Raw genomic sequence first — 20,541 nt, forward strand, 5'->3', positions numbered from 1 at the left:
AAATTAGAGCCCCTCAAGGGAGCCTTTATGGCGTATCGGGTTTTCAGGTCCATATTGGCAGTGTTGAAATAAGTGCCCCGGGAGAAAATGTAGACCTTTTGGTTGCCATGAATCCTGCCGGGCTCAAAACTAACTTACATGCCGTAAAGCCTGGCCATACGGTAATTGTGGACACAGATGCCTTTTCCAAAAAAAATTTAGAAAAAGCGCAGTATGAATCCAATCCCCTCGAAGACGGAAGTTTGGAGAACTATCATGTGATAGAAGTTGCGATGACCTCACTCACAAAAGAAGCACTAAAAGAGGTTGAGGGACTAGACAATAAAAGTATCACCAGGAGTAAAAATATGTTTGCCCTTGGAATGGTCTATTGGATGTACAACAGGTCTACAGAGCATACTATAGAATTTTTCAATAAAAAATTTAAGTCTAAACCAGAATTAATAGAAGCCAATACAAAGGTGTTAAATGCAGGTTTCTATTTTTCGGAAACCCTGGAATTAATTCCCAATTCTTATACAGTTGCTCCCGCTAAAATGGCAGCAGGCACTTACAGAATAGTTATGGGTAATACAGCCACTGCCTGGGGGTTTTTAGCAGCTGCAGAAAAATCTGGTCTGGAACTATTTTTGGGTTCATATCCCATTACCCCTGCTTCTGATATTCTTCATGAACTGGTAAAGCATAAACACTTCGGAGTTAAAGCCTTACAGGCTGAAGATGAAATTGCAGGCATCACATCTGCTATTGGCGCGGCTTTTGCCGGCGATTTAGCCATTACTACCACTTCAGGTCCTGGTTTGGCTTTAAAAGGCGAAGCCCTGGGTCTTGCAATGATACTGGAATTACCATTAGTTGTTGTTGATGTTCAAAGAGGAGGCCCGTCTACAGGGCTGCCTACTAAAACTGAACAGTCAGATTTGCTTCAGGCTTTGTATGGAAGAAATGGTGAAAGTCCGGTCATTATTATAGCAGCCAGTACTCCTGCTAATTGTTTTAATTATGCCTATGAAGCATCAAAACTGGCTATTGAACATATGACTCCCGTTATTCTATTGACAGATGGTTATATTGCCAATGGTTCTGCACCCTGGAAAATAAAATCTGTATCTGAAATGCCTGAAATAAAAACCAGGCGAATTAAAGAGGCAAAAGAAACATGGAATCCTTATGACCGAGATGAAAAAACTCTGGCACGTGACTGGGCAATTCCCGGAACCTTTGGATTAGAACACAGAGTAGGTGGTCTGGAAAAAGATAAAGTGACGGGTCAGGTATCTTATGTTCCTGAAAATCATGAATATATGACCAGAATCAGAGCTGAAAAGGTAAAAAGAGTAGAAAATTATATTCCAAAACTGAAAACAGAATTTACAGATGAAGGTGATTTACTGGTTATTGGATGGGGCGGCACCTTTGGCACGTTATACTCTTCGTTAAAAGAGTTAAGACAGGAAGGATATTCCTCCGTTGGCCTTGCACATTTTAACTATATAAATCCATTACCTAAAAATACGGAGGAGGTCTTAAAAAGATTTAAAAAAATAGTAGTGTGCGAATTAAATACAGGCCAGTTTGCTTCGGTTTTAAGGATGAATTTTCATGGTATTGAGTTTTTACAATATAATAAGATACAAGGATTACCTTTTGGTAATAGTGAACTTATAGAGGAATTTAAAAAAATAATGAAATAGAAATGGAGACAACAGCAACACCGAAATATACGTTTAAAGATTTTGCCAGTGATCAGGAAGTAAGGTGGTGTCCGGGTTGTGACGATTACGTCATCCTCCGCTCCATGCAAAAGGCACTTCCCGAAATGGGACTTAAAAAAGAAGATGTCGTGTTCATTTCCGGAATAGGATGTTCTTCCCGTTTTCCATATTACATGAACACGTATGGAATGCACAGTATTCACGGCAGAGCACCTGCAATAGCTTCAGGGGTTAAACTTGCCAATCCTAACCTCAGCGTTTGGATTATTACCGGGGATGGGGATTCCATGGCTATAGGTGGTAACCACTTTATTCATTTACTCAGGCGAAATCTGGATTTGAATATTATATTGTTTAATAATGAAATTTACGGTTTAACCAAGGGACAATTCTCCCCTACTTCCCTTGTTGGCCAAAAAACAAAATCTTCTCCTTATGGCAATACACAACCTCCATTTTTACCGGGGGAATTGGCCATTGGTGCGCAAGCTCGATTTTTTGCCAGAATTGGCGGAAATACTCCAAAAGAAATGACAGACTTGTTCATTAAAGCCGAAAAATTTAAAGGCACTTCTTTAATCGAGGTCCTTCAAAATTGCCCAATTTTCAATGACGGTTGTTTTTCTAAATATACAGATAAGGCCGTGAGAGAAGACAAACAATTATTTGTTGAACATGGAAAACCTATGATATTTGGCAAAGAACGAGACAAAGGGCTGGTCTTAAACGGATTAAAATTAGAAGTGGTGACTATAGGAGAAAATGGAGTTACCGAAGCTGATCTGCTTGTTCATGATGCTCAAGACAAAGACCCCACCTTACATCAGATGCTGGTAAGATCTGAATATCCATTAGTAACCGGTATCATTAGAGCTTTTCCAGATGTTACTTTCGAAGAAAGGGTTAATGAATTAACGACCGCTGTTAAAGCTGGTTCCAGCTTTTCAAAGACTGATGATTTATTCTTCTCGGGAGAAACTTATGAAGTTAAATAACATAAATTAGTTTATGGGTTCTGAAGCCATTATTGTATTTTTTCTTGCTGGAATTGTCCTGGTCGCAGGAGCAAATTTTTTATCAAATTTAATTTCACACAAGTCAGATAATCCTCAGAAGCGGGAACCTTATGAGAGTGGCATGACCACTATCGGGCCAACATGGGTTCAGTTTAAGGTGGGTTATTATTTATTTGCTATACTATTTTTGATTTTTGATGTTGAAGTAGCCTTTTTGGTTCCATGGGCTGTCGTATTTAAAGATATTGGAGCAATTGCATTTTTTGAAATATTAATCTTTCTTGTCATTTTAGGTTTGGGCTTATTATATGCATGGAAAAAAGGAGCGTTAAAATGGGAATAGATAAGACAAATGACCCAAAGAGTCAGCCGGGGAAAGTACCTGAGGACTTTCCAGGAAAAGTAATCCCGGCAGGCAACGGTGCTAATGTTATCGTGACCTCTTTAGACAAAATAATTAACTGGGGCAGATCTAATTCTCTTTGGTCATTATACTTTGGAACAAGTTGTTGTGCTATTGAAATGATGCAGACCGGTGCAGCGCGCCATGATTACTCCAGATTTGGTTTTGAAGTTGCCAGACCTTCACCCAGACAAGCCGATTTGATAATAATAGCAGGGACAATAGTTAACAAAATGGCTCCTGTACTCAGACGCCTATATGACCAGATGGCTGAACCAAAATATGTTATTGCCATGGGTGCGTGTGCGATTTCCGGAGGTCCTTTTTTCTACAATACTTATTCAGTGGTAAAGGGTGCAGACCATGTTATCCCTGTTGATGTATATGTGCCTGGTTGTCCTCCCAGACCTGAAGCATTGTTAGAAGGTATGCTGATGCTGCAGGATAAGATAAGGACAGAAAACATGAAACATAAAATAAATCCAATTGACGGGTTTGATGAAGGCTTATAGAAAATAGATGAAAAACGAAGAATTACAGGAATTAATAGGCAGTTGGAGCCCCAATTTGGTATTTACTGAAGAAGGGTCCCAATACCTCAATGTAACGGTTCCCATAGAAGAATTGCATGCTATCATGCTCAAATTGAAACATAATGATCAAACAAGTCTTGATTATTTGTTTTGCTTAAGTGGTGTAGATTGGGGAGAAGAACTGGGAGTTGTTTACCATTTAGAATCCACAAATTTCAGGCACAGCCTTGTGGTAAAAACGCAAACGGCAGAAAGAGAAAACCCTGTTATAGATTCAGTCTATGATATTTGGGCAACTGCTGAGTTTCACGAACGTGAAGTATTTGATTTTTTTGGAATAAAATTTACCAATCATCCAAACCTTAAACGCCTTTTCTTAACGGATGATTGGGTTGGTTTTCCATTGCGAAAAGATTATGAAGACAACATTAATATGATTATCAAATAATCAGTTATGGAAACAGTCACCCTGAATAGCAACTTTAAATCTGAAGAATATTTTATAAACATGGGGCCGCAACACCCTGCTACCCATGGTGTCCTCAGGCTCTTGCTTACAATAGATGGTGAGATTATAAAAAAAGTTGAACCAGACCTGGGTTATATTCATCGTTCTATTGAAAAAATGTGCGAACGTGATAGTTATCAGCAAATAGTTCACTTAACAGATAGGATGGATTATTTATCGTCCAACATTAATAATGAAGCTGTTTGCCTTACCATTGAAAATGCCTTGCAACTGGAAATCCCAGAACGGGTTAAAGTCATAAGAACAATTATTGGTGAACTTACCAGAATATCCTCACACTGTTTATGGTGGGGGGTTATGGGCATGGATGTTGGTGCGTTAACCACCTATTTTTACGGTTTTAGAGATCGTGAACTTCTTAATGATATATTTGAGGAAACCTGTGGTGCCCGCCTAACCATGAATTATAATGTCCCGGGAGGACTAATGTTCGATATTCATCCCAATTTTGTAAAAAGGGTTAAAGATTTTATTACCCATTTCAAGACTAAACTTCCGGAATACGACCGTCTATTAACAGATAATATCATTTTTCAAAAAAGAGCCATGGGTGTAGGTATTCTAAGTAAGGAAGACGCTATATCCTATGGTGCTTCCGGACCTGTAGGCAGGGCTTCCGGGTATTCCTGTGATGTAAGAAAACACCATCCCTACAGTGCTTTGGATAAAGTAACATTTAATGAAGCATTGAGAACTGAGGGCGATACTTATGCACGCTATCTGGTAAGGATTCAGGAAATGTGGGAATCTATGTCAATTGTGGAGCAATTAATTGACAATATCCCGGAAGGAGAACACAGAGTTGCAACAAATGCGGTAATAAAGCTACCAAAAGGAGAATATTACCAAAAAGTAGAAACAGCAAGAGGCGAATTAGGTGTATATATAATAAGTACCGGATTGAAAAGTCCGTATCGTTTGAAATTCAGGTCCCCTGGCTTTTCAAATCTTTCATTGCTTAACCATATTGCGGTTGGTGGAAAAATAGGCGACCTGGTAGCTACTATGGCAACCTTGGATCTTGTTATACCGGATATAGATAGATAAAAGAATACTATGAATAGTGCTTTAAGTATCACAAAAAATATTCACGATTGGCTCTTTAGCATTATGCCTGAAGCGGCAGCCAATATTGCTGAGATGGTATTGATAGCCCTTGTTTATCTGGGAATTTTTGCAATTGCCGGTTTGTTCCTTGTATTACTGGAAAGACGGGTTGCTGCCTGGTTTCAATTAAGGATAGGCCCAAATCGTGTTGGTTTCCAGGGTTTGTTACAAACAATGGCCGACGCCATAAAGCTTCTTTCCAAGGAGTTAACCGGTACTACAAAGGCAGATAAATTCCTGTATAATTTAGCTCCGTATTTTGTGATAATTTCTTCGCTAATGGCATTGAGTGTCTTTCCCTTTACCAAGGAATTTCAGGCATTCGATATCAATATTGGAATCTTTTTTTTAATTGCCGTTTCATCCATAGGAGTTATTGGTATTTTATTAGGCGGATGGGGTAGTAATAACAAATTTGCTATGATCGGTGCAATGCGAAGTGGTGTACAAACCATTAGCTATGAACTCTCCATTGGCTTATCACTCCTAACCATGGTTCTAATAACAGGAAGCCTTCAACTTTCTGAAATTGTAGAAGTTCAAAAGTCGGGTTGGTTAATTGTTCAAGGGCATATCCCTGCGATTATTGCCTTTATGATATATATGATTGCGGGTACTGCTGAAACCAACAGGGCCCCTTTTGATATGGTTGAAGCCGAATCGGAATTGGGGGCCGGATTCCATACTGAATACTCAGGAATGAAGTTTGCCTATTTCTTTTTAGCCGAATTCATTAATATGTTTATTATTGCAGCCATTGCCACAACTATATTTTTTGGTGCCTGGTTGTCTCCTTTTGGAATTACGGAATCTATTCCTTTGTTGGGAGTATTTTGGTTTTTACTTAAAGCTCTTATCCTTGTTTTCTTAATGATGTGGTTTCGGTGGACGTTCCCCAGGTTAAGAATAGATCAACTTCTTACCTTGGAATGGAAGTATTTATTGCCTTTAAACCTGGCAAATATTATGTTAATGGCCTTACTCGTTTGGCTTAATTTAACTATAAGTTTTTAAAATTATGAGTTACTTTTCAGATATCTATAGAGGCATAAAAACCTTACTCACCGGTATGAGTGTTACCGGGAAGTATTTTGTGACATCCAGAAAAGGTGCCATTACTCAGCAATATCCCGATAATAGAGAAACTCTTAAGATGTTCGATCGTTTTCGCGGTGAGGTCATTATGCCACACAATGAAAATAATGAACATCGATGTACAGGCTGTCAAAAATGTGAAATAGCCTGCCCAAATGGAACCATTGAAATCATATGGGACAGGGGTATTGATGAAAATACCGGTAAAAAGAAGAAAAAAATAGATCAGTTTGTATATCATTTAAGCATGTGTACCATGTGCGGACTCTGCATAGATGTCTGCCCTACAGATGCAATTAAATGGGGGCAAAATTTTGAAAATTCTGTATATGACCGAACTGCCCTTACAAGAGTTTTAAACGAACCGGGTTCCACGTTACAAGCCGGTGTAGAAGATTAAGTATGGAAAGAATTATTTTTTATTGCCTGGCCGCAGTTATTATTGCTTTTGGAGTAGCCTCAGTAACAAGCAGAAAAATGCTTCGTTCTGTGATTTACCTTTCTTTTGTTCTAATAAGTATTGCCGGGATTTTCTTTTTAGTGGATTATAATTTTCTTGCTGCAATTCAACTCACGGTTTATGCCGGTGGAATTGTTGTACTTATAATATTTTCAGTATTACTGGTACACCATATTGAAATGGAATTGGAAATGGCTAAAGCATCTAAAAAGATAGTGACGGCTATTGCTTGTTTAATAGGTCTGGGCGTTTTTTTAACTGCTATTTACTCCTATGATTTTAATGTGATCAATAACTCTTTAACCACAACCACTGCCGATATTGGTACCGGCCTGTTAAGCTATGAGGCCGGCGGATTTATATTGCCATTTGAGGTAATTAGTGTACTCTTATTGGCATCAATGATAGGTGCTATAGTAATTGCCAAAGGGAAAAAATTAACTGAGAAAAATAATCAACCAGAATGATACACGGAATAAGTATATATGAAATTCTTACTGTGACTTCAATCCTATTTTTTATAGGGGTATATGGCTTTATCACAAGAACCAATCTCATTTCCATTTTAATTTCCGTAGAATTAATTCTAAATGCCTCAGTTGTAAACTTCGTGATCATTAACAAGTATTTGTTTCCTGAAGTCCTGCAAGGCGTTTATTTTTCAATTTTTATTATTGCCGTAGCAGCTGCAGAAACAGCTCTTGCCGTATCTATTATTATTAATCTGTACAGGCAAATAAGCTCGGTGGAAGTCAAGGACATTGAAACTATGAAATACTAATACGACCGGGCATGAATATAAACTACATCATCTTAATTCCATTAATACCTCTGGCGGTATTTTTGATCCTCGGGATTTTTTATAACAAAATTAAACCCGCAGTTTCGGGATATGTAGGAGTTTTGGGTTTACTTACTGCCACCGGCTTAGCATTTTATTCTGCCTATAATTACTTTATTGTAATCGGAAAAACAGAAGGAGTTTATCAAACTATCATAGAAAAAACAGTTTGGATGAACTTTACAGATAGCCTGCGAATTGATATGGGAATCCTGGTAGATCCTATTTCTGTTATGATGCTGATAGTAGTTTCTGTTATATCCTTAATGGTTCATATTTATAGCAGGGGATATATGAAGGGCGATCCGGGTTACACCAAATATTTTGCCTTTCTATCCTTGTTCACATTTTCCATGTATGGCCTGGTTTTGGCAACCAATCTATTCCAAATCTACATCTTCTGGGAATTGGTCGGGGTCTCCTCCTATCTATTAATTGGTTATTATTATACAAAGGAATCTGCCGTTGCGGCAGCTAAAAAAGCCTTTGTTGTTACCCGTTTTGCAGATCTGGGTTTTCTAATTGGTATCCTGATAATTGGATACTATACCGGCACATATGATTTTGAAACTTTGAACAACCCTGAAGGAGCCAGTATTTTAAACTGGGCGTCCACCTCGTTTATGGGACTTTCAGTTCTCACCTGGGCGCTTCTTCTGATCTTTATTGGAGGAGCCGGAAAATCGGCTATGTTTCCGTTGCATATTTGGTTACCCGATGCTATGGAGGGCCCCACTCCGGTTTCGGCATTAATCCATGCAGCCACCATGGTAGTTGCGGGTGTGTACCTCGTAGCTCGTTTATTCCCAATGTACTATTTTATTGAGGATGGCTTTGCATTAAATATTGTGGCTTTCGTTGGGGCCTTTACAGCTCTTTTCGCGGCTGTAATAGCGATTACGCAAACAGATATCAAAAGAGTATTGGCTTTTTCAACCATGTCCCAATTGGGCTATATGATGCTGGCACTTGGTGTTTCAGGATATGAAGGTCATGAAGGTCTGGGCTATATGGCATCTATGTTTCACTTGTTTACTCATGCCATGTTTAAGGCCCTGCTGTTTTTATGTGCAGGTTCTGTAATTCATGCAATTCACAGTAATTTCCTTAAAGACATGGGAGGATTACGAAAATACATGCCCATTACCAATATTACATTCTTAATAGCCGCACTGGCAATTGCAGGTATCCCCCCATTAGCCGGATTTTGGAGTAAGGATGAAATTCTGGTCGCCGCCTTTGAGCATAATACTTTCTTATATGTAATTGGGCTATTTGTTGCTGGACTTACGGCATTCTACATTTTTAGAATTTACTTTGGGATATTTTGGGGTAAAGAAGGCAATTATAAGGATAAACCCAATGAATCTCCTGGATCTATGACCGCACCTCTTTTGATATTGGCATTTTTAAGTATCGTTGGCGGATTTATCCCCTTTAGTGAATTTATAAGTGCAGATAAAGCCGGGTTTGAAACTCATGTGAATTATCCATTGGCTGCTATTGCCGTTTTTGCAGGATTAATTGGAATAGCTCTTTCCTGGATGTTTTATAAAAAAGAAAACGACCTCGCAGACAAATTTGCAAACGGTTTCGGAGCATTCTACACATGGGCATATCATAAATTTTACTTTGATGAATTATATCTGTTTGTCACCAAAAGAATTTTGTTCAATGGTATTGCAAAGACTGCCGCAAGATTTGATAAAAAGTACGTTGATGGGACAATGGTTGGAATAGGAAATCAAACTCTTAATACTTCTGAGAAAATTAAAGGTATACAGTCTGGTAAAGTTCAGGATTATGCTTTCGCATTTATTGCCGGAGCGGTTGTACTTGCTATTATTTGTATCTATTTATGGATGAATTAAATATATAATATGGATATTTTATCCCTTTTTATTGTGGTGCCGGCCTTAACCGTCCTGGTTTTGATTTTTACCAAAAATCTAAAACAGGCTAGAATGGTTGCATTGGCAGGAAGTCTTGTACAGCTGGGAATGGCAATTAATCTGATTTTTTCTTACCTCAAGGAGATAGAGACTAATGATGCTATTATGGTCTTTGGAAAAGATGTGGTGTGGTTTAAAAATTTTAATATTCATTATAACATTGGGGTAGATGGTATTTCCGTTGCCTTGCTATTATTAACTGCCATTGTAGTACTAGCGGGTGTCTTTATTTCTTGGAAAATGGAAGATTTACCAAAGGAGTTTTTCATTTCGCTGATAGTACTTTCTATTGGTGTGTATGGCTTCTTTATTTCTATTGACCTCTTTACAATGTTTGTATTCTTTGAGATTGCGGTTATCCCGATGTATTTATTAATAGGTATTTGGGGTACTGGGCCAAAGGAATTTTCTGCAATGAAACTAACCCTCATGCTTATGGGTGCATCTGCTATTCTGCTGGTTGGAATATTGGGGATTTACTTTAACTCTAATGCAGACGGGGGTGCATTAACATTTAACATTCTGGAAATAGCCAAAGTGAATATTCCTTTTGAAGTGCAAAGATTGTTCTTCCCAATTACCTTTATTGGCTTTGCAGTCATTGGAGCTTTGTTCCCTTTTCATACCTGGTCTCCTGACGGTCATGCTTCCGCCCCTACAGCAGTTTCAATGTTACATGCCGGAGTATTAATGAAACTAGGCGGATATGGGGTGTTTAGGGTAGCTATATTCTTATTACCCGAGGGAGCCTTACATTGGTCCTGGTTTTTTATTATTCTATCTGCCTTTGGTGTCATCTATGGAGCGTTCGCGGCTATTAAACAAACAGATTTAAAGTACATCAATGCCTATTCTTCCGTAAGCCATTTGGGACTAGTTCTCTTTGCTTTGCTTATGTTGAATAAAACGGCCTGGAATGGCGCCATATTACAATCGCTCTCACATGGTTTTATGACAGCACTTTTCTTTGCCTTAATAGGCATGATCTACGGTAGAACACATACCCGTGATGTCACCAAACTGGGAGGTTTGTTAAAGGTAATACCTTTTATATCGGCAGTTTATGTTATTGCCGGTCTGGCTTCATTGGGATTACCTGGCTTTAGCGGTTTTGTTGCTGAAATGAACATCTTCGTGGGGGCCTTTGAAAATGATAATGCCCTTTATAGAATTGCAACCGTAATCGCCGTCTCTGCTATTGTAGTGACCGCAGTATATATATTACGTGTTGTGGGTATCATGTTAATGGGCCCTGTAAAAAATGAAGCCTACTTAAATCTTGAAAGAGTACAATGGTATGAAAAACTTGGTGTTTTATTACTCCTTTTACCAATAATAGCTATTGGTATTGCACCCTTGTGGTTAAGTGAAATGATACTGAAAAGTCTGGATCCGTTTTTAAAGGGAGTGTTATAAACTGAATATTAAATAACCAAAAATGAATTTTAGCAGCTTTTTATTAATGAGACAAGAAATTGCCTTACTGGCAATTATCCTGATTCTGGTTATAGCCGAGATTTTTATCCCTAAAAACAGAAAAGCCAGCATTGTACACCTTACTGTGTTTTTGTTTGGCATACACACAATTATTGGATTTTTTGAGATTGATGAAAGTTATTTATTTGGAGGAATGTTTCGCACCAACCACCTGATTCATTTTTTCAAAAACGTATTAAACATTGGTGTGCTTATCTTATTACTGCAGTCTGCAGACTGGATACAGGAAAAAATAATGAATCAGAATAAGGGTTCTGAATTCTTTATTTTGTTGTTCTCATCCTTGTTGGGTATGTATTTTATGATATCGGCAGGTGATTTTTTAATGTTTTATCTGGGACTTGAGTTATCCACACTTCCGGTAGCCGCTCTTGCTGCTTTTGAAACTATGAAAAGGATTTCAAGCGAATCCGGGATTAAACTAATACTTTCATCCGCGCTTGCATCCGGAGTTTCATTATTCGGTATTTCTATGCTTTATGCCACTACTGGCTCTATATATTTCAGTGAAATTATTCAAACGCTCTCTTCTACCAACCTAACGCTGCTGGGTATGGTATTGCTGTTTGCCGGCATAAGTTTCAAGATTTCTCTGGTACCATTTCATTTTTGGACTGCGGATGTTTATGAGGGGGCCCCTATTAGTGTTGCCTCTTATTTATCAGTTATATCTAAAGGCTCAGCTGTTTTTATTTTAATGATCTTATTATATACAGTTTTACAGCCATTGATTCATATTTGGGAAAACATGATTTATGTTATTGCCATCGCCACAATGTTTATTGGCAATTTATTTGCTTTAAGACAGCAGAATATGAAGCGCTTTTTGGCATTTTCATCAATAGCTCAGGCTGGATTTATTTTACTGGGGTTAATTGAAGGTTCTCAATTAGGCACAGCCACAGTAGTATACTTTGTACTTATCTACATATTCTCCAATTTAGCAGCTTTTGGCGTAGTACAAGCAATTTCCTTACAAACCGGCAAGGAGCAAATAAAAGATTATGAAGGATTATACAGAACTAATCCAAACCTGAGTCTGGTGCTAATGCTTGCACTTTTTTCTTTAGCCGGCATTCCCCCGGTGGCAGGATTTTTTGGAAAATTCTTCCTATTTACAGCTGCAGCCAGTAAAGGGCTCTACTTACTTGTATTTTTAGCGGTAGTGAATGTAACTATTTCTTTGTATTACTATTTATTGGTGGTAAGGGCAATGTTTTTGCGTAAAGGTGATAATCCAATTCCTTTTTTCAGAAATAAATTTTATATGAGAATTGGTCTGACAATTACGGTTCTTGGTATTTTACTACTTGGTATATACAGTCCCTTATACGATTATATTTATGAATTAAGTAGTGCTTTTAATTAATGGTTATGAGTTTAGGAGGCAAACATTTATTTGGTAGTATTGACGAAACGAGAGTAACTTTTGTAGAAAAAAAAGTAACTCAAGAACGCGTTGAATTTTTAAAAAAACTTCTGGAGCACAATGGATTTGAGGTTCTTATTCAGGAAGAAAAGCGAGCTTCAGAAGAAGAACCGCAATTATACACTTTAGGAGTCACAGATATGGTATTCAATCCTACTATTTGGGTATATCAGCGAAAGCTTAAAACTTTTGACGGGCACATGGTTACGCCGGATTATTGGGAACAGCGTTCAGAAAATACCCCTCCACAATATTGGAAAACTCCGAAGGATAATTAGCTTGTCTAGTCTAATAATTGATGTTTTTCCTTCACCAAAATCTTAATTTCATCGATTTTAACAGCAAATTAAGCCCCTATGGCAAGGTATTTGCTAAATTTACCCCGTAGAATTAAGGTTATGAAACACCAATATATACTAGCATTATTTCTTTTATCAGTTATTTATGTGAACGCACAAACTGATTTTCCAAAAAACCAGCCTTTAAAAATAGAGGCTGATAAAGATTTGGATTTGAAGAGTAATCCCAATAGTGGAACGGCCTTGAAAATGCCATCACTGCTGGATTATAGCCCCAATGCAAGTATTAAAGAAACCAAAAATTCAAGAAATGTAAAAATGCTTCCCGAAAAGGAGTTGAAGCAAGCGGGATTTGATTTAAAATTGGATACTAAAGTTGGTGAGCGCCAAAATGCCAATTCCAAAAAGCACTTTGGAAATATGTATTTGGGTGATGTGAAAACTGGTGGTAATTTCGTGGGGATAGTTTGTCGCGATCACGAATATGTTGATGGTGATCGTGTTCGAATATACGTAAATGGCGAAGTGGCTGAGTATAATATCCTGCTTACAGGAAGTTTTAAAGGGATAAATATAGATCTGGAAAAAGGCTTTAACCGATTAGATTTCGAAGCTTTAAACCAGGGTTCTTCGGGGCCAAATACAGCTCAGGTAGATGTTTATGATGATAAAGGAGAATTGATTCATTCTAATCAATGGTTACTTTCAACAGGCTCAAAAGCTTCTTTAATTGTTGTCAAACAATAAAACAACTACTCCTTATTCCATCCCCGGCTTATATGAAATCTTTGCTCTTTTAAGTACATCTTCTTTGTAGTATGCTGCTTCTTTAAACTTTACCTTGGCGTAAGGAATTGTCTGATCATCAAAATGAGGTGATTTTGGATTACCACTTTGGCCCCCGGCTAAAATTGTTTTAGCCCTAACTTTTGGGCCAAATTCTACTACTGCCACAAAACTATTCCCCCTGGTACCATATAACTTTTTTGTATTATTGTTATATCTCGCCCCATAGGCTGCAAGTGCGCCCCAGCGACCAGATGCGAATCCAATTGGAATACTTGGTTTATTATCATCAAAAGCTTGCCGAATATCACCATTTAAACGCTGATACCTGTTAACCTCGCCCCAGGGAATATTCCAATTCCCAAAATCACTTTCCAATTGTAACACTACCTCTTTAAAAATTGACAATCGCTCTTCCAACGGAGATTCCGAACCGAAATAGGACATTAATTCCATATCGCTCATAGGAGCTGGTCGTATTCCTTTTTTACCATACAATGTCCCGTAGAAATGTGCCAGGGTCATGGCTACAGATTCTTCAGAAGTTCTGTAATCCCAATTACGAAGTATATGAATTGCTCCTGCCAACTCAGGCATTTTAGTTTCAGATTGGTCATAGGCAGATACCAAACCGGGGATTAATTCTGCAAAAGATGGAAGGTATGAATCATAAGCAAGGGAAATAAGGCTATCTATGGTATACCCACTTCTGTCCCTAAGTAATTCAATAGCATGGACCCCGCGAAAATTTTCATGGTCTACAGACATGTACTTCGGATAATTCTCACGTTTTGGACTGTTTTCCAAGGCAGCGGTAAAAGGAGTAGAATTACAATTTTGAATCCATCCATTTTTGGGATTTAATACAAGAATATTTTCATCTACAGCATGTAATCCCTTCCAATCAGTCTTAGGATTACTCCCATCAACAGGTTGGCTAAAATCAAAAATGGTATCCCGAACGGGTACAAAATTCCCATGAAAATATGCAATATTGCCATCGGCGTCGGCATATACCGTATTATTGGAGGAGTTGGTGCGGATATCCATCATCTTACGAAAACCACTATAGTCCTTTTGTTTTGTTCTTATATAGGATTGTTCCAATGCCTTTGCTGGTTCCCACATCATTGCAGAAGCCACAGGCGACTTATTAATTTTATGTGTTATAGGTCCGTGGTGGGTGCGGTAGACGGCAAATGTTTTTTCTTTTATTCCTTCTTCATCCTTATATTTTAAAACGATGTCCTTTTGAATCACGGGGCGTAATTCCTCCCCATATACATAAAAAAGTTTCTTGTCTTTTTCTTCAATTACCTCAACAAATTCGTCCATAACATCTGTATAAGTAGAGGTATGCATCCATCCAGTTTTCTCATTAAACCCCTGATAGACAAAAAACTGTCCCCAGGTAACTGCGCCATAGGCATTAAGACCTTCTTCGCTTATCACATGCACTTCTCCCCTGAAATAAAAAGAAGTATGTGGATTTATGAGCAACATGGCGTTGCCACTTTGTGTTAGTTTTCCAGAGATAGCAATACCATTAGATCCCTGAGGTTCTAATTCTTCATTGCGTTTTTTTATTTCGGCCTCTTGAACTTTTCTAAAAACCACTCCTTCTTCATAAAAAGCGCGTATTTTATCTGTACTTATCCGTTCAATATCTCCCCCAATGGAGCCTTCGCTAAAATACATCGGCATCCAGGGTTCAAATCGGGTTATTAGCTTAGGCTTCACCTCGGGATGCGTATACAAATAGTAATTTATCCCATCAGCAAATGCATCGCAAAGTTTCTTTAACCAATCCGGACTCTTTTCATAATTGGCAACTGCCTCTTCTTTACTCATGAACATATTAGCCCTCAAGTCACTATACAATGCCTCTTTTCCCTCAATTTCCGCCAATCTGCCAATTGCCCATATATAATTCTGTTCTACCCGGTTAAAATCGTCTTCACATTGGGCATATAATAGTCCAAATACGGCATCTGCATCGGTCTTACCATAAATATGGGGGACGCCAAAATCATCTCTGATAATTGTAACATTCTCGGCTTGTTCCTTCCATTGATCTATTTCAGAATGACCATTTATGGAGCTACAAGAAGTGAGAAGTGCAAGGGATAGAATTAAAATAAAGTTAATCAGAGGAAATTTCATAGGCGATTTCTGTATTGATATTAGAGAAAACATTAGAGTATTTAGGCTTTTTTCAAAAACTGGGTTTTGAGGACAATCTGACTTTTACCTATTCTACATTCCACTTCCTGAGGATTGTTTGTTAGCCTTATATTCTTTATGCTATTACCTCGTTTTAGGGTTTTAGACATCCCCTTTATCTTCAAATCTTTGATAACATGAACATTATCTCCATCTTCAAGAATATTTCCGTTGCTGTCTTTTGATTCCATAATTCGATTTAAGTATTTGTGAAATTAAAAGTATTAAAACTTATATGCTAATTCTTCCTTAAAATTTGCCCAGGTCTTATGGATTTGGCCAGTGGGCGGCAATTTTACTGTAAATTGCAGCCTTTCTTAATAAAATACAGCTAAATCTCCAATGTCCGATAAAAGAGTAAGTATCCTAAAAGCATTCAAAACCATCATTTGGCCCAGAAGGAATCTGGTTTTTATAGGCCTGGCATTGATAATAGTGAGCAAGGCTGCCAGTTTTGTTGCCCCATTGTCCCTTAAATATTTAATGGATGACATTATACCCAATAAAGACCTGGAATTCCTTAAAATTCTCTTAGGGGTAGTCATCATTGCGATTTTAGTGCAGGCTGTAACCTCTTTTCTTTTAACTAAAATACTTAGTGTTCAGGCCCAATATATGATCTCGGAATTGCGGGCTCAGGTACAAAAGAAAATTTTGTCTTTACCAATTCGATTTTTTGATAATACAAAGTCAGGTGAATTAGTATCGAGAATAATGACCGATGTAGAAGGGGTGCGAAATTTAATTGGTACAGGGTTGGTGCAATTGGTGGGGGGAACAATTACTGCGGTTGTTTCTTTGATTCTTCTATTGAATATAAGCCCCAGCATGACCCTTTTCGCATTAATCCCTCTTGCTATTTTTGCGGTTATAGCACTAAAGGCGTTTAAAATAATTCGACCTATATTCCGCAATCGGGGGAAAATTAACGCGGAAGTTACCGGGAGACTTACAGAAACACTTGGAGGAATAAGAGTAATCAAAGGATTTAATGCCGAAGAACAGGAACATATGGTTTTTGAAGAAGGTGTGCTCCGGTTGTTTGAAAATGTAAAAAAAAGTCTTACGGCAACCGCCTTTATGACCAGTTCTTCAACTTTTCTCCTTGGTCTTGCTACAACAGGTATAATGGGTATGGGAGGATATAAAATAATGATCGATGAGCTCACGATAGGTGAGTTTTTAACATTTACCTTCCTTTTAGGATTGATGATCGCCCCAATAGTACAAATGAGTAATATTGGGAGTCAGCTTACTGAAGCACTGGCCGGACTTGACCGAACAGAGGAATTGATGAATATGCAGCCTGAATCCAATGAAGAGGTACGTACGTTATCGTTGAATGGCATTAGAGGGGATATGATATTTGATTCCGTTTCATTTGCATATGAAGAAGAAAAAGAAGTAATACATGATATTAGTTTTTCAGTAAATGCGGGCACAGTTGTAGCACTCGTAGGGAGTTCAGGTTCAGGAAAAAGCACCATTGCCGGACTTGCTGCAAGTTTTCTAACTCAGCAAAGCGGTAAAATTACTGTAGATGGTAAGGATTTATCAAAGGTAGACCTTAATAGTTTTCGAAAACATTTAGGGGTGGTCTTACAGGACGATTTTTTATTTGAAGGAACCATACGGGAGAATATTTTGTTTCCCAGACCAAACGCCTCTGAAGCTCAGTTACAGGAAGCTGTTAAAGCGGCCTATGTTGATGAATTTACAGATCGTTTTGAAGATGGTTTGGATACACTAATTGGTGAGCGGGGCATAAAACTCTCTGGAGGTCAAAGGCAGCGTATAGCCATTGCAAGGGCGGTTTTAGCTGATCCCCGAATATTAATTTTAGATGAAGCAACCTCAAATCTTGACACCGAGAGCGAAGCTTTAATCCAAAAGAGTTTATCAAATCTAACAGAAGGAAGAACGACATTTGTAATTGCCCACCGATTGAGTACTATTAGAAAAGCCGATCAGATTTTAGTAATTGAGAACGGTAGAATTGCGGAGCAAGGTACACATGAATCACTTATTGAAAAAGAAGGAAGATATTATAATTTATTTACCTACCAGGCAAGAATTTAGTGATGCAGATAGAGCTGAATATAACTGTTATATCAGGAGTATGCTAAGAGGTGTATATTCTAATCAATATTGATCACTTTCTCTATCTGTGGAGCGTGTTTTTTAATTGTCATTTCCACCCCACTCTTCAGTGTCATCTGGTTAACGCTACACCCTACGCAATTTCCTTCAAGCTTTACTGTTACAAATTTATCATTATCAATTGATATTAATGAAATATCTCCCCCATCACTTTGTAAAAAAGGGCGAATTTCATCCAGCGCTTTTTCAACAGTAATTTTGAGTTCCTCAGATGTCATGATCATTTCTTTTTAACAGCGGCACAGCCGGCCATTGTTGTTATCTTAATTGCTTCAGTAGGTGGTAAGCTTTTGTTTCGTGAAACAACTTCCTGAACTACATTCTTGGTCAGTTCTTCAAATGCCCTTTCCACAGGAGTGGCTGTTTGAAGAGCCGCAGGTCTTCCAATATCTCCGGCCTCACGAATACTTTGAACTAAAGGTATTTCTCCCAAAAAGGGAACATTCAAATCCGTGGCCAGGTTTCTTGCGCCGGATTTTCCAAAGATATAATATTTGTTGTCTGGAAGCTCCTCCGGAGTAAAGTAAGCCATATTTTCAACAATTCCTAAAACAGGTACATTGATGGCTTCCTGTTGAAACATTGCTACTCCTTTACGCGCATCCGCTAACGCTACCTCCTGAGGTGTACTTACAACTACAGCACCTGTAATCGGCATAGATTGCATAATACTTAAATGTATATCACCTGTCCCGGGTGGCAAATCCACTAACATAAAATCTAATTCTTCCCAATGTGCATCAAAGATCATTTGATTTAAAGCTTTTGACGCCATAGGCCCTCTCCAGATTACTGCCTGATTAGGTTGAGTGAAAAAACCAATAGATAAAAGCTTTACCCCATAGTTTTCTATAGGTAACATTTTTGAATTACCATTTACAGTAGTTGCTAAGGGCTTTTTATCTGCTACATCAAACATAATGGGCATAGAAGGGCCGTAGATATCTGCATCCAGCAAACCTACTTTAAATCCCATTTTAGCCAATGTCACTGCCAAGTTAGCGGTTACCGTAGATTTACCCACACCACCTTTCCCAGAAGCTACAGCAATTATATTTTGTATTCCAGGTATTGGTTTCCCCTTAATTTCATTAACACTAGCCTTAACCGGAGCATCAACCTTAATATTTACGGTGATTTTTGCCTTTTCATAAACCTCCCGATGAATTGCTTTTAAAATTTCTACTTCGGTTTTCTTCCTTGCCTGGAGGCTTGGATTATTTATAGTAATATCTACTACAACCTCATCACCAAATAACTGAATATTATTGACAGCGCCACTTTCAACCATATTCTTTCCCTCACCCGGCACTGTAATAGTTTCAAGGGCTTTTAGTATTTCTTTCTTATCCAACTTCATGAGCTAGGGTAATTATGTCTTTATGTAAAATGATTCTAAACAACAAAGATAAGTTATCGGTGTGAAACTATAAAGTTGTGGTATTGAAAAGGACAATATCAATATAGATTTGCCATATATAGTGTAGAAAGGGTTCCAAATTTCTGTGGAAATAATCCTAAAAGTTCTCAAAAGGCAACTCTTTGGCAGGATCCCAGAAGTATTTTTCAAAATTCACAATTTGATTATCCCGTATTACGATGCCCTCATTTTCTAACAATTGTTGCATTAAGTTGGTGCCATCAAAGTGATGTTTGCCAGTTAATAAACCCTTTCTATTTACAACCCTATGTGCAGGAACCCCTTCCATTGCCCCTGCTCCATTCATAGCCCAACCCACCATTCTCGCACTTCTGGCGGCCCCCAGATACTTTGCAATGGCCCCATAAGAAGTAACCCTTCCAAAAGGAATCTGTTTAGATACCTGGTAAACTTTTTGAAAGAAGTTTTTGTTTTCCGAATCCATATTATTTATAAAATACCCTGAATATGGTTATTACGAGTAAGACCAGCATTAGTAAACTAAGAACGTAATTCGAATTTTTAGAAAAGCGGTCTGTTTTAGCTTCTAATTTATAAAAATACACGGTGTACAAATAAAGTACTGTGAAAGTGCCACTTCCGGCCGCTATAATAAATGTAAGAATATCCCAAATTTCAAATTTAATCCAGCCAGATGCATTCCACATGGCATTAAGCCCACTGTAGTAAGGAATGGTGAGCAAATTAAGTGCCGCAAGCAGCATTCCTTTAAAATAACTATTCTTCTTACTAACTTTTACAATTTTTATTTTTTTCGCTTTTTCACGCCTGGCTGAAATAAAAAAATAAAGGGCAAAAAAAGCAAAAACACCGAGGGCAATCTTAAGCAGTAAATCTATGACTTCAGGATGTCTGTATAGATATTTTGAAATCATAACCGCAACGTAAGCCTGCATCATGATCATGGTAGCTACACCGAGACTAAACATGATTCCGTTCAGTTTTCCCTTTTTAACACTTGTTTTGGCCGCATTCATATTTAACAATCCGGGAGGAACCGTTGCCATAAAAGCAGCCGAAAAGGTTACAAAAAAAAGTATGATTAAATGCGCCAT

22 protein-coding genes are annotated in these 20,541 nt (G+C 38.0%); 16 read left to right on the forward strand and 6 right to left on the reverse strand.

All coding sequences use genetic code 11. From position 1 onward, the window contains the following. From WBM60_RS01625 to WBM60_RS01695, 15 genes are all read left to right on the forward strand, one after another. The coding region (locus WBM60_RS01625) for a 2-oxoacid:acceptor oxidoreductase subunit alpha (protein WP_424282677.1) at positions 1-1,694 on the forward strand (1,694 nt) is incomplete at its 5' end. Positions 1,695-1,696: 2 nt separating this feature from the next. Further along, on the forward strand, positions 1,697-2,710 hold the full coding sequence (locus WBM60_RS01630; RefSeq protein WP_424258833.1) for a 2-oxoacid:ferredoxin oxidoreductase subunit beta: 1,014 nt from the start codon (positions 1,697-1,699) through the stop codon (positions 2,708-2,710). Positions 2,711-2,723: 13 nt separating this feature from the next. After that, complete coding sequence (locus WBM60_RS01635) at positions 2,724-3,074, forward strand: NADH-quinone oxidoreductase subunit A (protein WP_297705655.1); 351 nt, start codon at positions 2,724-2,726, stop codon at positions 3,072-3,074. After that, on the forward strand, positions 3,065-3,646 hold the full coding sequence (locus WBM60_RS01640; RefSeq protein ID WP_424258830.1) for an NADH-quinone oxidoreductase subunit B: 582 nt from the start codon (positions 3,065-3,067) through the stop codon (positions 3,644-3,646). The genes WBM60_RS01635 and WBM60_RS01640 overlap by 10 nt, the downstream gene beginning before the upstream one ends. Positions 3,647-3,653: 7 nt before the next feature. Beyond that, positions 3,654-4,115 (forward strand): NADH-quinone oxidoreductase subunit C, encoded by a 462-nt coding sequence (locus tag WBM60_RS01645; RefSeq protein ID WP_424258829.1) that lies wholly within the window; start codon positions 3,654-3,656, stop codon positions 4,113-4,115. Between the two features lie 6 nt (positions 4,116-4,121). Beyond that, positions 4,122-5,243, forward strand: a complete 1,122-nt coding sequence (locus WBM60_RS01650; RefSeq protein ID WP_424277199.1) for an NADH-quinone oxidoreductase subunit D — start codon at positions 4,122-4,124, stop codon at positions 5,241-5,243. A gap of 9 nt (positions 5,244-5,252) precedes the next feature. Further along, entirely contained in the window at positions 5,253-6,317 is a 1,065-nt protein-coding gene (gene nuoH / locus WBM60_RS01655; RefSeq protein ID WP_424263962.1) for an NADH-quinone oxidoreductase subunit NuoH, read from the forward strand. Positions 6,318-6,321: 4 nt separating this feature from the next. Further along, positions 6,322-6,798 (forward strand): 4Fe-4S binding protein, encoded by a 477-nt coding sequence (locus WBM60_RS01660; RefSeq protein ID WP_424263960.1) that lies wholly within the window; start codon positions 6,322-6,324, stop codon positions 6,796-6,798. A 2-nt stretch (positions 6,799-6,800) separates the two neighbouring features. Then, a complete protein-coding gene (locus WBM60_RS01665) occupies positions 6,801-7,325 on the forward strand; it encodes an NADH-quinone oxidoreductase subunit J (RefSeq protein WP_424277198.1) in 525 nt (174 codons plus the stop codon). Then, positions 7,322-7,639: an NADH-quinone oxidoreductase subunit NuoK gene (gene nuoK / locus WBM60_RS01670; RefSeq protein ID WP_299158355.1), complete on the forward strand. Its 318-nt coding sequence runs from the start codon at positions 7,322-7,324 to the stop codon at positions 7,637-7,639. The genes WBM60_RS01665 and nuoK overlap by 4 nt, the downstream gene beginning before the upstream one ends. A gap of 11 nt (positions 7,640-7,650) precedes the next feature. Next, the gene (nuoL, locus tag WBM60_RS01675) at positions 7,651-9,570 is read left to right on the forward strand and encodes an NADH-quinone oxidoreductase subunit L (protein WP_424263956.1); all 1,920 of its coding nucleotides are present in this window, start codon (positions 7,651-7,653) and stop codon (positions 9,568-9,570) included. 9 nt (positions 9,571-9,579) lie between these two features. Continuing rightward, entirely contained in the window at positions 9,580-11,067 is a 1,488-nt protein-coding gene (locus WBM60_RS01680) for a complex I subunit 4 family protein (protein WP_424277197.1), read from the forward strand. A gap of 22 nt (positions 11,068-11,089) precedes the next feature. After that, complete coding sequence (locus WBM60_RS01685) at positions 11,090-12,517, forward strand: NADH-quinone oxidoreductase subunit N (protein WP_424282678.1); 1,428 nt, start codon at positions 11,090-11,092, stop codon at positions 12,515-12,517. Positions 12,518-12,522: 5 nt separating this feature from the next. Further along, positions 12,523-12,855: a hypothetical protein gene (locus tag WBM60_RS01690; RefSeq protein ID WP_424263950.1), complete on the forward strand. Its 333-nt coding sequence runs from the start codon at positions 12,523-12,525 to the stop codon at positions 12,853-12,855. 120 nt (positions 12,856-12,975) lie between these two features. Then, entirely contained in the window at positions 12,976-13,623 is a 648-nt protein-coding gene (locus WBM60_RS01695) for a hypothetical protein (RefSeq protein WP_424263948.1), read from the forward strand. A 12-nt stretch (positions 13,624-13,635) separates the two neighbouring features. On the opposite strand, the gene WBM60_RS01700 is transcribed toward WBM60_RS01695, so the two are convergent. Further along, positions 13,636-15,825 carry an acylase gene (locus tag WBM60_RS01700; RefSeq protein WP_424282679.1) on the reverse strand — a complete coding sequence of 730 codons (2,190 nt, stop codon included), beginning with the start codon at positions 15,823-15,825 and terminating at the stop codon, positions 13,636-13,638. 41 nt (positions 15,826-15,866) lie between these two features. After that, positions 15,867-16,076: an alkylphosphonate utilization protein gene (locus WBM60_RS01705; protein WP_424264181.1), complete on the reverse strand. Its 210-nt coding sequence runs from the start codon at positions 16,074-16,076 to the stop codon at positions 15,867-15,869. A gap of 151 nt (positions 16,077-16,227) precedes the next feature. On the opposite strand from WBM60_RS01705, the gene WBM60_RS01710 reads away from it, so the two are divergent. Next, positions 16,228-17,964, forward strand: coding sequence for an ABC transporter ATP-binding protein (locus tag WBM60_RS01710; RefSeq protein ID WP_424264179.1), 1,737 nt, complete (start codon positions 16,228-16,230; stop codon positions 17,962-17,964). A gap of 59 nt (positions 17,965-18,023) precedes the next feature. Here WBM60_RS01710 and WBM60_RS01715 read toward each other — a convergent pair whose 3' ends face one another. From WBM60_RS01715 to WBM60_RS01730, 4 genes are all read right to left on the reverse strand, one after another. Further along, a complete protein-coding gene (locus tag WBM60_RS01715) occupies positions 18,024-18,263 on the reverse strand; it encodes a NifU family protein (protein ID WP_299158374.1) in 240 nt (79 codons plus the stop codon). 2 nt (positions 18,264-18,265) lie between these two features. Next, positions 18,266-19,405, reverse strand: a complete 1,140-nt coding sequence (locus WBM60_RS01720; protein ID WP_424278871.1) for a P-loop NTPase — start codon at positions 19,403-19,405, stop codon at positions 18,266-18,268. 157 nt (positions 19,406-19,562) lie between these two features. Further along, a complete protein-coding gene (locus WBM60_RS01725) occupies positions 19,563-19,910 on the reverse strand; it encodes an MGMT family protein (protein ID WP_424261633.1) in 348 nt (115 codons plus the stop codon). A 1-nt stretch (position 19,911) separates the two neighbouring features. Further along, positions 19,912-20,541, reverse strand: coding sequence for a LysE family transporter (locus tag WBM60_RS01730; RefSeq protein WP_424282680.1), 630 nt, complete (start codon positions 20,539-20,541; stop codon positions 19,912-19,914).

The organism is Eudoraea sp. (assembly GCF_049669105.1).
Classification (GTDB): Bacteria; Bacteroidota; Bacteroidia; order Flavobacteriales; family Flavobacteriaceae; genus Eudoraea.